Raw genomic sequence first — 12,556 nt, 5'->3', positions numbered from 1 at the left:
TAGCGCCGGGCCATGCCCGGCGAGCGCGCAGCGCGGCCAATCAGGCATTCCGCCGGGCATGGCCCGGCGCTACCGGTCAGCGCTTGCCGCGTCGTGCCGGTGCCGGCGGCGGGGCATCCGAACGCGGCTTGGCGTACTCGGCCCACAGCGCCGGCAGTGCCTTGCCGGCGTGCTTCTGCCACAGCGCCGGGGTGTACTGGCCTGCACGCAGGGCCTTGTCCAGCGTCAGTACCAGGCCGGGGTGTTCGCCCTCGGCCCACTTCAGGAACGCACCGGTCACCCGGTAGCCGCTTTCCACGGTCTGGCCCTTGCCCACCTTCTGCGGCAGCGCCCAGCCCGCCGCAGCATTGCCCATGCCATAGCGGTCGCGTGCGTAGTCGGCGATGCCTTCCACCAGCCAGCCCGGCACGCGCTTGTCGCCGTAGCTCGGGTAGCCCTGCACGATGTGCATCGCCTCGTGGGTCACCAGGTCGATGTCATCGGGGTGCTGCAGCAGCCAGCCCGGGTTGATGGTGATCGTGGTGGCCTTGTCCTTGTCGCCCACGTAGGCGACGCCGTTGTAGGCCGGGTCGATCACGATGCGCACGTCGGCCGGCGCCTTCGGGTGGAAATCCGCCCGTTCGCGCAGGTAGGCGAAGTAGAACGTGTCGATGATCCGCTTCCGTACCGGCGCGGACAGCGCGCCGGTGGGATCCTGGTAGGAGAGGGTCACGCCTTCGCGCGTGACCTGGCCATCGAAGGCATCGGTCTGCGATGGCTGGCCCTGCGCGATGCCGGGCAGGGTGAATGCAGCGAGGGCAAGAGTCAGCAGGCGAAGGCGCATGGGATCAGTTTACGGTGGAGGGCGACAACAGTTCGATCTCGGCCAGCTGCAGGCGCCCCGGCGCAGCCACGCGCAGACGGTACTCTGCAAAGCGTGAGGGCGAGGCGATGCGGAACGGGCGAGTCTGCCGCGGCGAGGTGAAATCTTCGCTACGGCGCTCATCCAGCGTCGTCCAGCGGCCGCCGGCCGTGCGTGCTTCCAGCGTCCATCCGGCACCGCGGATCGCGCCTTCACCGCTGGTCAGCGTGTACATCGTCGGCGCGCCATCGCCCACCACCGTCAGTGCAATGGTGGCGCCCGCGCCCAGCGGCACGGCCGTGGTCGCATCGTCGTCCAGCAGCGCGGGCACCGCACGGCCATCGGCCAGCGCCGCGCGGGCACCGTTGCCGAGCAGGTCATGCAGCATCTGCGGGCGCTTGCCCGGCGCGGTCAGCGAACGCGGCACATCGTCGGCACCGCTGCCCCAGCGCGAGGGCTGCGGGCCCATCACGAAGTCCAGCGTCGCGCCCTTGGCGATCATCTCGTGCGGCACCCAGGTCTTGGTCCACGGCTTGCCGTTGATCTTCAGCGACTGCACGTAGACGTTCTGCGCCGAGTTGTTGGCCGCGTTGACGGTCAGCACCGCGCCGCCCTGCAGTTCCACCCGCGCATGCTCGAAGGCCGGCGAGCCGATCACGTACTCCGGCGCGCCCATGCGCAGCGGGTACAGGCCCAGCGAGGCCAGCAGATACCACGCCGACGTCTCGCCGTTGTCCTCATCGCCCGGGTAGCCCTGGCCGATCTCGCTGCCGACATAAAGGCGCGACAGGATCTCGCGCACGTGCTGCTGGGTCTTCCACGGCTGCCCGGCGTACAGGTACATCCACGGGATGTGGTGCGCCGGCTGGTTGCTGTGCGCGTACATGCCCATGCGCACGTCGCGCGCTTCGGTCATTTCATGGATGGTGCCGCCGTAGGAACCGGCCAGCGCCGGGTCGGCGGTTTCCGGGGTCGAGAAGAACGTATCGAGCTTGGCGGCCAGCTTGTCGCGGCCACCGTACAGCGCAGCCAGGCCCTCGCCGTCGTGCGCGGCGGTGAAGGCGAACGTCCAGCCGTTGGATTCGGTGTAGTCGTAGCCCCACACACGCGGGTCGTAGGCCTTCGAATCCAGGCGCCAGCTGCCATCTTCCTTGCGGCCCTGGAAGAAGCCGGCGGCCGGGTCGAACAGGGTCGAATAGCCGGCCGCGCGGTAGCGGAAGTAATCGGCCTCGGTGCTGTAGCGCTCGCGTTCGGCGGCGCTGCTCGCGCGCTTGGCCAGGGCCTCGGCCATGTTGGCGATGCCGAAGTCGTTCAACGCGCCTTCCATCGTCCACGACATGCCTTCATGCACGTCGGCGCTGGCGTAGCCACGGAAGGTCGAGCGGTCCATGCCCTTGCGGCCGACATGGCGGTCCGGTGGCACTACGGTGGCGTTCTTCAGCGCGGCGGCATAAGCCTCGGCCGGGTCGAAGCCACCGATGCCCTTCAGCCACGCATCGGCGAAGGCCACGTCCGAGCTGGTGCCGACCATCAGGTCCGCGTAGCCCGGCGAGGACCAGCGTGCGATCCAGCCACCCGCGCGGTACTGCTCGATGAAGCCCTGCACCAGCTTGCCGGCATCGTCCGGGGTGAACAGCGCATAGGCCGGCCACGTGGTGCGGAAGGTATCCCAGAAACCGTTGTTGACGTACACCTGGCCATCGCGCACCGGCGCGAAGCTGCGGTTGGCGCTGCCGTCGGTGTTGTTGTCCTCGGCGCTGGCCTGGCTGGCGTAGCGCCAGTCCGGCGCGGCCGCGGTGCCGGCATTTTCATGGCCGGAGTTGGGGTACAGGTACAGGCGGTACAGGCTGGAATACAGCGTGGTCTTCGCATCGTCGCTGGCATTGCCGATGTCGAAGCGGGCCAGGCGTGCATCCCAGGCGTCCTGCGCGCGGCCGGCGACGCTGTCCAGCGTGTCGGCGGCGGCGATTTCCAGGTCCAGGTTGTGCCGCGCCTGCTCGACCGAGATCAGCGAGGTGGCGATGCGCATGGTCACCTGGCGATCGCTGCCCGCGTCGAACTTGATGTAGCCGGTGGGGCGGCCGGTGTCGATGCGGCCGCTGCTGCGCCACGGCTTGTCGAAGCGGGCGACCACGAACATGCGGGTGGCGCCGTTGGACAGGCCGCTGCGGGTATCCGTATAGCCGCTCAGGGTCTGCGTGGCCGCATCGAGGCTCAGGCCGCCACGCGCATCGACGTTGTCGAACAGCAGGTTGGCATCACCGCCCTCGGGGAAGGCGAAGTGGAACAGCGCGGCGTGGTCGGTCGGCGCGATGGACGCGGCGATGCCGTTGTCGAAGCGTACGTCGTAGCGGTACGGGCGCGCGCTTTCGTGGCTGCGGTCGAAGGACAGCGCACGCTTGCCACGGTCGGCCTCGGGCACGCCACGGCTGGCCGAGGGCATCACCTGGAAGGTCTGGCGGTCGCCCATCCACGGGCTGGGCTGGTGGCTCAGTGCCAGCGCCTGCAGCTGCGGACGGTTCTTCGCATCGTTCTGCTCGTTCCAGCGGTACAGCCAGTTGAGCGCGCCGGCATCGGTCACCGGGGTCCAGAAGTTGAAGCCATGCGGCACCGCCGTGGCCGGGAAGTTGTTGCCGCGCGAGAAGGTGCCGTTGGCCTGGGTGCCGCGGGTGGTCAGCACCCAGTCCGAAACCCGCTGCGGCACGTTGCGCGGCTGCGCATCCAGGCGCACGTCGTCGATCCAGCCGGAGACCGGCGCGCCCTCGGCGCTGGCCACCTCCAGCTCGATGGCGACCACGCGGCGGCCGCGCAGCGCCGGCACGTCGCCCAGGCGCACGGCCTTGCGTGCCCACTGCTGCGGGTACAGCGTCTTCGAATCGCCCTGCGCCTGTGCGCCGAGGGCGATGCCGTGCTGGTCGCGCGCGTTGCTGGCGGACACGCGGCTGCCATCGTCCAGGCGCAGGTCCAGCGATACGTAGGTGGAGGCCACCGTGTCCTTGCCGACGATCTCAGGCAGGACCAGCCAGGACAGCGTGGTATCGGCGTCGATGGCCAGGTCGGTGTTGAACAGTTCGCGCCGCGCGCTGCCACCGCCGGCCTGGTAGTGCAGGGCGCGCAGGCCGCTGTAGCCGACATTGCGCTTGGCCGCATAGGGCTCGGCCGGACCGTTGCCGATCTGCACCTGCAGGGCGCCGCCGGCCTTGGCCGGTGCCGGTTCGCCCGCTTCGAACGAGGTCTGCAGGCCCTGCGCCAGTGCGGGCAGGGCGGGGGTGGCGCAGGCCAGGGCGAGGGCAAGCGGAAGCAGGGCGCGGCGCGGATCGGACAGGGTCATGCAGGGTCTCCCGGTAGGGCAGGCGGCAGGCAGAACCCGCATCGGCACGCACCACGGACAGCATCGCGCCCGCCGCCCAGGGGGCAGTGGAAAGGGGCGATGCCGGTCCGGTGGGGGTCGGGCCGTGCGATCGGGTCAGGGTCGGAATCGCCCCGATCCTGCCTCAGCCCATTGCCCCCTGACAAGTGCAATTAGTTCGATCCAAATCCGGCAAAACCGTTTCATTTCAAATTATTGACAGATTGCCTTGGATCGATTTAAAAGTGGCCAGCTCACCCCTGTACCGGAATGCCCCGCATGTCCTGATCCGGGCCGGCCCCATGGCCGTCCCGCTGTTGCCCGCCACTGCCGTCCATCCACGACCTTCCCGTCCGCCCCCCACCGGCTGGACCGTCATCCGCCTCTGGAGAGAGCTTGATGAAACCCCGGTTGTTGTCGTTGTTGATGTCGTCGTTGCTGTTGTCGCCACTTGCCGTACAGGCCCAGTCGACCCCGCAGGGGGAAGGCACCGATCCGCCGCGCACCCGCGACCTGGATGCGGTCAAGGTCACCGGCTCGCTCATCCCGCGCGCACAGGTGGAGGGTCCCTCGCCGGTCACCACCATCACCGCCGAGCAGATCCAGGCACAGGGCTTCACCACCGTGTTCGACGCGCTGCGCTCGCTGCCGGTGTCGAACGGCTCGGTTCAGGATTCGCAGGGCACCGGCTTCTACACCCCGGGCGCCAAGACCATCAGCCTGTTCGGCCTGGACCCCAGCTACACCCTCACCCTCATCAACGGGCGGCCGATCAACAGCTACCCGCTGGCCTACAACGGCAACACGAGCATCGCCGACATCGCCAACATCCCGCTGGGCATGGTCGAGCGCATCGACGTGCTCACCGGTGGCCAGTCCTCGGTGTATGGCTCCTCGGCCATTGCAGGCGTGGTCAACATCGTGCTGAAGGACCGCGTCGAAGGCACCCACCTGCGCTACCGCGTCGGCGGCTACAGCCAGGGCGGCGGCTCCAGCCAGCGCTTCAGCGCCAGCAGCGGCCAGACCTTCGGCAACCTCGATATCAGCTACGGGCTGGAATACACCAACCAGAAGGCGATCTACGCCTTCGACCGCAGCCGCATCGACAGCGTCAACGACAACCCGACCGGCCCGCAGGATCCTTCGCGCAGCTTCCTGCGCATGCGCATGGGCCCCAACGCCTACATCGACCCGGGCGCGGCCACCTGCGCGCCCCTGTCGGACCTGTTTGGCGGCAGCACCGTGTACGCGCACCGTGACATCTCCGGCGGCGGCTACTACTGCGGCACGCCTGACAACGTCGGCACCGCGTCGCTGTACAACTCCAGCCAGGACGTCAACGCCACCACCTTCCTGCGCTACCACCTCAGCCCGGACACCGAGCTGTACTCGGACATCCTGTTCGGCTTCGGCCGGCCCACCTACAGCGGTGGCAGCCCGTTCTGGAACAAGACCTTCTACAACCAGACCAGCGGCCAGTACGAACAGTGGCAGCGCATCTACGCGCCGGAGGAAGTCGGCCTGGATGCCAAGGACCAGCGCGTCTACACCCGCTCGCTCAACATCACCGCCGGCGTGCGCGGCGTGCTTGGAGGCTTTGACTACGACGTCTACGTCAACCGTTCCAGCACCGACGTCACCCGCAAATCCACCGATTTCCTGGCGAAGAACGGCGTTGACGACTACTACCTGGGGCCGATGCTGGGCATTCAGGATGGCTACGAGGTCTACGCGCCGGATCTGTCGCGGCTGTACCAGCCGATCAACCGCGAGCAGTACGACAGCTTCAGCGGCCTCAACCGTGCAGCATCCAGTGCGTCGCGCACCGCAGTGACAGCGCTGCTGACCGATCGCTCGCTGTTCACCCTGCCGGCCGGCGACGTCGGTTTCGCGCTGATCGCGCAGGGCCAGCGCGAGAAGTTCTTCAACCAGTCGGCCGATCCCAACGCGGGGGTGCTGTTCCGCGGGCAGACCGCCGGCACCTCGGCGCAGGGCCAGCGTGACCTGTACGCGCTGGGCGCCGAACTGCAGGTGCCGATCATCGATACGTTCAGCGCCAACCTGTCCGGGCGCTACGATAAGTACGCGCTGCAGGGCGGCGGTGGCAACGGCAAGGCCACCTGGAAGCTGGGCCTGGAATACCGGCCGATCGAATCGCTGCTGCTGCGCGGCAGCTACGCCACCGCCTTCCGTTCGCCGGACATGTTCTACCTGTTCTCGCGCGAAAGCAGTGGCTACACCACCAACACCGATCTCTACCAATGCCGGCAGGCCGGGTACACCTCCGACAACTTCGACGAGTGCGACCAGTCCGGCCTCTCGGTGCTGTCCTCCAGCACCGGCAACCGCGACCTGAAGGACATCACCGCGCGCACCTTCACCTATGGCGTGGTGTGGTCGACCCTGGACAACGCCTTGACCCTGTCGGTGGACTACAACTCGGTGGTCATCGAGAACGAAGTGCGCATCCTCGGCACCGACAGCATCCTCGACACCGAGGCCAACTGCCGCCTGGGCGTCTCGGAGAACGGGCAGACCCCGTTCGACATCAACTCGCCCACCTGCCAGCAGGTGCTGGGCCAGGTGCAGCGCAAGCCGGCCACCGATCCGCTCAACCCGAACGGCGTGGACAAGGTGTTCTCGTACCCGATCAACATCGCCAGCCAGCGCCAGAACGGCGTGCAGGCGGCGCTGGACTACCGCTGGGCCACGCAGTCGGTGGGTGACTTCGCGGTCAATGCCGGCTACTACCGGCCGCTCAAGCACACCACCCAGGACAAGGAAGGCGACCCGGTCTACGACCAGCTGTGCTGCGCCAACTCCAACGAGCTGCAGTACCGCGCCACGCTGGGCGTGAACTGGAAGCGCGGGCCGTTCACCGCCAGCGCCTTCGGCATACGCAATGCCCCCACCTGGGACAGCCGCGGCGAGCAGCGCGACATCGGCCCTTGGACCACCTGGAACGCGACGGTCGGCTACCGCATCAACGACCTGGCCAGCCTGCTGCTGACGGTCAACAACCTGACCGACGAGATGCCGCCGATCGACCGCAGCAACGGCAACTGGCCGTACTACGACCAAGGCGTCTACAACGCCTTCGGCCGTTCGGCCTTCCTGGAACTGTCGCTGGACTTCCAGTAAGGGCCGCTGGCCCCCGGGCACGCCCGGGGGCCTTGAACGGGCAGGGGGCGGCCGGACCGCCCCAAGGTGCTAGAATCGCAGGCCTCGCAATCCGTTCATCGACACCCGCCATGAGCCATACCGCCACCGCGCCCGCCAACGCCGAAAAGCGCTACACCGTGCACCGCAGCGACCTGCCGCTGAGCTGCCCGACTCCGGAAATGGCGCTGTGGAACTCGCATCCGCGCGTGTACCTGCCGATCGAAGACGAGCCCAACGGCGAGGCGAAGTGCCCGTACTGCGGTTCCACCTTCGTGCTGGCTGACTAAGCAGGCACCTCGATGCGCCGACTGACCGTGGTGCAGTTGCTGCCGGCGCTGCACTCCGGTGGCGTCGAGCGCTCGACCCTGGAAATCGCTGCGGCCCTGGTCGCCGCCGGCCATCGCGCGCTGGTGGTGTCCGCCGGTGGCCGCCTGGTGAAGCCGCTGCTGGACAGCGGTGCCGAGCACCTCACCCTTGATATCGGCCGCAAGTCGCTGATGACCCTGCGCCACCTGTCCACCCTGCGGCGGTTGTTCGCCGAGGTTGGTGCGGACATCGTACATGCGCGCTCGCGCCTGCCGGCGTGGCTGGGCCTGTACGCGATCCGTGCGATGCCGGCCGCGCAGCGCCCGCACTGGGTGACCACCGTGCACGGCCTGAACTCGCCCAGCCGCTACAGCGCGGTGATGACCAGCGGTGAGCGCGTCATCTGTGTATCCAACACGGTGCGCGACTACGTGCGGCAGCATTACCCGACGGTGCCGGAGCAGCGCCTGCAGGTCATTCCGCGTGGCGTCGATGCCGGCCAGTTCCCCCGCGTGGCCCGTGCCGACCGCCGGCCGCGGCTGGCGCTGGCCGCCGATTACCCCTGGCTGGCCCAGGTCGACGGCCCACTGCTGCTGCTGCCGGGCCGTGGCACCCGCCTGAAGGGTCATGCGCACGCACTGCAGCTGCTGGCCGACGTGCGCGCTGCCGGCGTGCCGGCACAGCTGTGGATGCTGGGCACCGACGAGCCCGGCCGCGAAAGCTACGTGGCCGAGCTGCGCCGCCAGGCGGCCGCGCTGGGCGTGGCCGAGGCGGTGCAGATCAGCACCCCGACCGCGCGCATCGCCCAGGCCTATGCGGCCAGCGATCTGGTCCTGCAGCTGTCGGACAAGCCCGAGGCATTCGGCCGTACCGTGGTCGAGGCGCTGTCGGTCGGTCGCCCGGTGCTGGGCTGGGACCATGGTGGCGTGGGCGAACTGCTGCAGCAGCTGCAGCCGGCCGGCGCCGTGCCGCTGGGCGATGCCCGGGCGCTGGGTGAACGTGCGCTGGCCCTGCTGGCGCAGCCGCCGTCCTTGCCGAGCCGTATCCCGTTTACCCTGCAGACCATGCAGCGCGACACCCTCCGCCTCTATGCCGACCTTGCAGGCTGACGCCGCACCCATCGCGTTTGACGAGCGCGCTGGGCGCTGGGCGCCATGGTGGGTGCTGGCCTACGTGGCCCTGTGGCCGTTGCCGGGCGTCGCCGAAACCGTGCTCGGCCTCGGCGCGGTGTATGCCGCGGTACGCATGATCATGCGCCGCCTGCAGCGCCGCCCGCACCTGCTGACGCCCGCGGCGTGGGCACTGACGTCGATCCTGTTCCTCGGTTACTGGCTGCCGCAGGCGTTTTCCGCCTTCGATGCGATCGACACGGCGGCGTCGTGGACCAAGGCGGCCGCCGGCCTGCGCTACCTGCCCTTCATGTGGCTGGTGGCGATTGCCGTGGCCACCCCGCAGCGGCGGCGCCTGATCTTCGGTGGCCTGGCGCTGATCACCGCGCTGTGGACGCTGGATGCGCTGGTACAGGCGATGGCCGGTACCAGCCCGTGGTTCTGGTCGCTGCAGCAGCTGAAGCTGGCGGTCAGCGGCCACGCGCTGTGCCCGGCCGAGGAAATGGCCCTGGCTGACCGCCTCAGTGGTCCGCTGGGGCCGTGCAACCTCAAGTTCGGCCAGGTCCTGGCCAGCCTCTCGCCGTTCCTGCTGCTCCCCGCCGCACGCCGCTTCGGTACGCCGGGCTGGCTGCTCGCCGGTGCGGCGCTGGCCATCGTGCTGCTGCTGGCCGGTTCGCGCGCGTCGTGGATCACCTTCGCGGTGATCGTGGCCTACAGCGGCATGCGCCAGCTCGGCTGGAAACGGCTGGGCCTGCTGGCAGTGGTCGGCCTGCTGGCCACGGCGGCACTGACCGCCAGCGTGCCGCAGCTGCGCGAGCGCGTGGCGCGCACCGCGATGGTCTGGGACGGCGGCACCGAGGGCGTCGACCAGGCGCTGTCCGGACGCGGGCGCATCTGGAGTGCGGCCGGTTGCATGATTGCCGAACACCCGATCAACGGCGTGGGCGCACGCGGCTTCCGCGATGCGTACCCGCAGTGCGTCGGTGACGATGGGCCCGCGGTGTGGGGCGCCGAACCGGCGCTGCACGCCCACCAGATCGTGCTGGAAATCCTCGCCGAAACCGGCGTGCTGGGGCTGCTGCTGTGGCTGGCCGCCGTCGCCCAGGCGTGGCGCGCCTGGCGTTTCGCACCGCCCGCGGCCCGTGACCGCGCGCGCCCGGCAATGCTGGCGCTGGCCGCCACCGTGTTCCCGCTCAACACCCAACTCGCGTTCTATTCCGCGTTCTGGGGCGGGGTGACGGTGTTGTTGGCTGCGTTGTTCGTCGGCACGTTGCTGGCCCGCGAACCGGACGACGCACCGAAAGCGGTGTGATCGCGCATCCACGCCGATGCGTGGTTGGGCCTTTCCCGGTTATCGGTGGAAACGGTTATTTGTAGAAATCGCTTCTGCCACCGGGCTGGCGCTTGAACCGCCGATGGATCCACAGGTACTGGTCCGGGGCCTCGCGCACCATCTGTTCGATGGCCTGGTTGACCCGCGTGGTATCGGCTTCCACGTCCTCGCTGGGGAAGTTCTCCAGCGGCGCGCCGATCTTCAGGAAGTACTTTCCGCCTTCGCGGCGGTGGAAGTAGGGGATCACCGCGCAGCCGGTCATCCGCGCCAGCTGGTGGGTGGCGGTGATGGTGGCGGCGGTGTGGCCGAAGAACGGCACGAACACGGTGTCCTTGCCGCGCATGTCCTGGTCCGGCGCGTACCACAGGAAGCCGCCCTTCTTCAGGTGGCGCACGGTGGCACGAATGTCCTCGTTGGCGTACATCGCCTTGGCGTAGCGCAGCCGGCCGAACTTCACCGCCCACTCGTACACCGGGTTCTTGTGCTTGCGGTACATGCCCGACAGGTCGACGTGGTCGCACAGCAGGCGGCCGCACATCTCCAGGGTCATGAAGTGCCCTGACACCAGCAGCACGCCGCGGCCTTCGGCCTGCATCTGCTTGAGGTGCTCCAGGCCCTCGATCTGGACCTGCGGGCGGATGCTGTCGATGCTGCCCCACCACGAACGCGCGCATTCGAAGATGCCCACGCCGAGGGCATCGAAGCTGTCGCGCACCAGGCGGTTGCGCCAGGCTTCGTCCTTCTCGGGGAAGCACAGCTTCAGGTTCACCTCGGCGGCACGGCGGCGGCTGCCGAGCAGGCGCCAGGTGATCCAGCCGACGCCGCGGCCGAGCGCGCGCTGCAGCATCCAGGGCAGCCGGGCGATGCCGAAGGCAGCGAACATGGCCGCGAACATCGGCCAGTTGCGGGGATCGGCCAGGGACGGGCGGACGGCGGTAGAGGCATCGGACATGCCGCCATTCTACCAACCCCGTCGCGTGTCTTTCCCGGGGGGCTCCCGTATCCTTGCCGCATGCGTAAAGACCCTGTCGAATGGATCCTGCGCGGCCTGTATTCGGTCGTGCTCTACATCCTGCTGCCAATCACCGTGTACCACCTGGTCTGGCGCGGTTTCCGGGTCCGTGAATACTTCCGGCGCTGGGATGAACGCTATGCGTCCTATCCGCAGCCGACCGGCCAGCCGCGGGTCTGGCTGCACGCCGTCTCGGTGGGCGAGGTCAACGCCGCCGCGCCACTGGTCAACGCCCTGCGCGAGCAGCGCCCGGACATCCGCTGGGTCATCACCACCATCACCCCGACCGGGTCGGAGCGGGTGCGCGCGCTGTGGGGCGATGCGCTGGACCACGTCTACCTGCCGTATGACGTGCCGGGCAGCGTCAACCGTTTCCTCGGCCATTTCCAGCCCAGCCTGGCGCTGATCCTGGAAACCGAGCTGTGGCCGAACATGCTGTTCGGCTGCCGCGACCGCCGCATCCCGGTCTACATCCTCAACGCCCGCCTGTCGGCCCGCTCGCTGCGCGGCTACCGGGTGCTGGCCGCGCTCATCCGCCGCGCGCTGCGCACCGTCACCTGCGTGGCCGCGCAGTCGGAAGACGACGCGGCGCGCTTCGTGCAGCTCGGTGCGGCACCGGAGCAGGTACAGGCGCTGGGCAACCTGAAGTTCGACATCACCACGCCGGATGTGCGGCCGTTCGTGGCCCAGTTCCATGCGCAGGTGCCGGCCACGCGGCCTGTGTGGATCGCTGCCAGCACCCACGATGGCGAAGAGCAGGCGGTGATCGACCTGCATCGGCGCCTGCGCGAGCGCCATCCGGACCTGCTGCTGCTGTGGGCACCGCGCCATCCCGAACGCTTCCCGAAGGTCGAAGCGCTGGCCCGCGAGCAGGGCTGGAGCGTGGCCACGCGCCGCGCGCAGCAGTGGCCGGGTGCGGGCACGGAGGTGTTCGTCATCGATACGCTGGGCGAACTGATGCCGTTCTATGGCTGTGCGCAGGTCGCCTTCGTCGGCGGCAGCCTGCAGGCTATCGGCGGGCACAACCTGCTGGAACCGGCGGCAATGGGCACGGCTGCGGTGACCGGTCCGCACCTGCATAATTTCTCCGAGATCTCGCGGCGCATGCGCGAGGCCGGGGCGCTGCTGATCGGCGAGGACGTGCAGGCGGTGGGCGATCTGCTGCAGCACCTGCTGGACGACGCGCAGGCCCGCGAAGACATGGCGCGGGCCGGTTGCACGCTGGTGAGCAACGGCCGCGGGGCGCTGCAGCGCACGCTGGCGCTGGTCGCACCGCACCTGCCGCCGCCGCGCGACTGAAGCTGGCGCACGGTGCCGTCCCGGTACTGTCGCGTTCAACGGATTCAAGCCTGCTTGATGCCCTCCGCGCTGTCGTAGTCGGACCGCCAGGCATCGTCGCACCGTGGCTGCCATCACAACGCGGCACACGTTCGGCCGATTCTGA

The 12,556-nt window shown here is 68.9% G+C and carries 8 protein-coding genes; 5 read left to right on the top strand and 3 right to left on the bottom strand.

The features are described 5' to 3' along the window. Positions 1 to 76: 76 nt before the first annotated feature. Both NQ204_RS00850 and NQ204_RS00845 read right to left on the bottom strand, forming a co-directional pair. Complete coding sequence (locus tag NQ204_RS00850) at positions 77 to 823, bottom strand: basic secretory protein-like protein (RefSeq protein WP_116863960.1); 747 nt, start codon at positions 821 to 823, stop codon at positions 77 to 79. A gap of 4 nt (positions 824 to 827) precedes the next feature. Beyond that, positions 828 to 4,172, bottom strand: coding sequence for a GH92 family glycosyl hydrolase (locus tag NQ204_RS00845; RefSeq protein WP_256642806.1), 3,345 nt, complete (start codon positions 4,170 to 4,172; stop codon positions 828 to 830). Positions 4,173 to 4,589: 417 nt separating this feature from the next. Between NQ204_RS00845 and NQ204_RS00840 the strand changes: the two genes are divergently transcribed. The 4 genes from NQ204_RS00840 to NQ204_RS00825 all read left to right on the top strand — a co-directional run bounded on the left by NQ204_RS00840 (position 4,590) and on the right by NQ204_RS00825 (position 10,079). Further along, positions 4,590 to 7,331 (top strand): TonB-dependent receptor plug domain-containing protein, encoded by a 2,742-nt coding sequence (locus NQ204_RS00840; RefSeq protein WP_256642805.1) that lies wholly within the window; start codon positions 4,590 to 4,592, stop codon positions 7,329 to 7,331. 110 nt (positions 7,332 to 7,441) lie between these two features. Continuing rightward, positions 7,442 to 7,639, top strand: coding sequence for a zinc-finger domain-containing protein (locus NQ204_RS00835; protein WP_108769947.1), 198 nt, complete (start codon positions 7,442 to 7,444; stop codon positions 7,637 to 7,639). A 12-nt stretch (positions 7,640 to 7,651) separates the two neighbouring features. Then, complete coding sequence (locus tag NQ204_RS00830) at positions 7,652 to 8,767, top strand: glycosyltransferase (RefSeq protein WP_256642804.1); 1,116 nt, start codon at positions 7,652 to 7,654, stop codon at positions 8,765 to 8,767. Continuing rightward, on the top strand, positions 8,748 to 10,079 hold the full coding sequence (locus NQ204_RS00825; RefSeq protein WP_256642803.1) for an O-antigen ligase family protein: 1,332 nt from the start codon (positions 8,748 to 8,750) through the stop codon (positions 10,077 to 10,079). The genes NQ204_RS00830 and NQ204_RS00825 overlap by 20 nt, the downstream gene beginning before the upstream one ends. A gap of 55 nt (positions 10,080 to 10,134) precedes the next feature. Here NQ204_RS00825 and NQ204_RS00820 read toward each other — a convergent pair whose 3' ends face one another. Further along, on the bottom strand, positions 10,135 to 11,052 hold the full coding sequence (locus tag NQ204_RS00820) for an LpxL/LpxP family Kdo(2)-lipid IV(A) lauroyl/palmitoleoyl acyltransferase (protein ID WP_116863955.1): 918 nt from the start codon (positions 11,050 to 11,052) through the stop codon (positions 10,135 to 10,137). 60 nt (positions 11,053 to 11,112) lie between these two features. On the opposite strand from NQ204_RS00820, the gene waaA reads away from it, so the two are divergent. Beyond that, complete coding sequence (gene waaA / locus NQ204_RS00815; RefSeq protein WP_200751356.1) at positions 11,113 to 12,411, top strand: lipid IV(A) 3-deoxy-D-manno-octulosonic acid transferase; 1,299 nt, start codon at positions 11,113 to 11,115, stop codon at positions 12,409 to 12,411. The last annotated feature ends 145 nt before the right edge of the window (positions 12,412 to 12,556 follow it).

Source organism: Stenotrophomonas testudinis, assembly GCF_024499815.1.
In the GTDB taxonomy this organism is placed as follows: Bacteria; Pseudomonadota; Gammaproteobacteria; order Xanthomonadales; family Xanthomonadaceae; genus Stenotrophomonas.
This window is presented reverse-complemented; position numbering and strand designations above follow the sequence as displayed.

What these genes read in the sequence shown, in the direction of transcription:
- NQ204_RS00840 (WP_256642805.1), top strand. Translation starts at nt 4,590, where the DNA reads ATGAAACCCCGGTTGTTGTCGTTGTTGATGTCGTCGTTGCTGTTGTCG.
- NQ204_RS00845 (WP_256642806.1), bottom strand. Translation starts at nt 4,172, where the DNA reads ATGACCCTGTCCGATCCGCGCCGCGCCCTGCTTCCGCTTGCCCTCGCC.
- NQ204_RS00825 (WP_256642803.1), top strand. Translation starts at nt 8,748, where the DNA reads ATGCCGACCTTGCAGGCTGACGCCGCACCCATCGCGTTTGACGAGCGC.
- NQ204_RS00820 (WP_116863955.1), bottom strand. Translation starts at nt 11,052, where the DNA reads ATGTCCGATGCCTCTACCGCCGTCCGCCCGTCCCTGGCCGATCCCCGC.
- NQ204_RS00850 (WP_116863960.1), bottom strand. Translation starts at nt 823, where the DNA reads ATGCGCCTTCGCCTGCTGACTCTTGCCCTCGCTGCATTCACCCTGCCC.
- waaA (WP_200751356.1), top strand. Translation starts at nt 11,113, where the DNA reads ATGCGTAAAGACCCTGTCGAATGGATCCTGCGCGGCCTGTATTCGGTC.
- NQ204_RS00835 (WP_108769947.1), top strand. Translation starts at nt 7,442, where the DNA reads ATGAGCCATACCGCCACCGCGCCCGCCAACGCCGAAAAGCGCTACACC.
- NQ204_RS00830 (WP_256642804.1), top strand. Translation starts at nt 7,652, where the DNA reads ATGCGCCGACTGACCGTGGTGCAGTTGCTGCCGGCGCTGCACTCCGGT.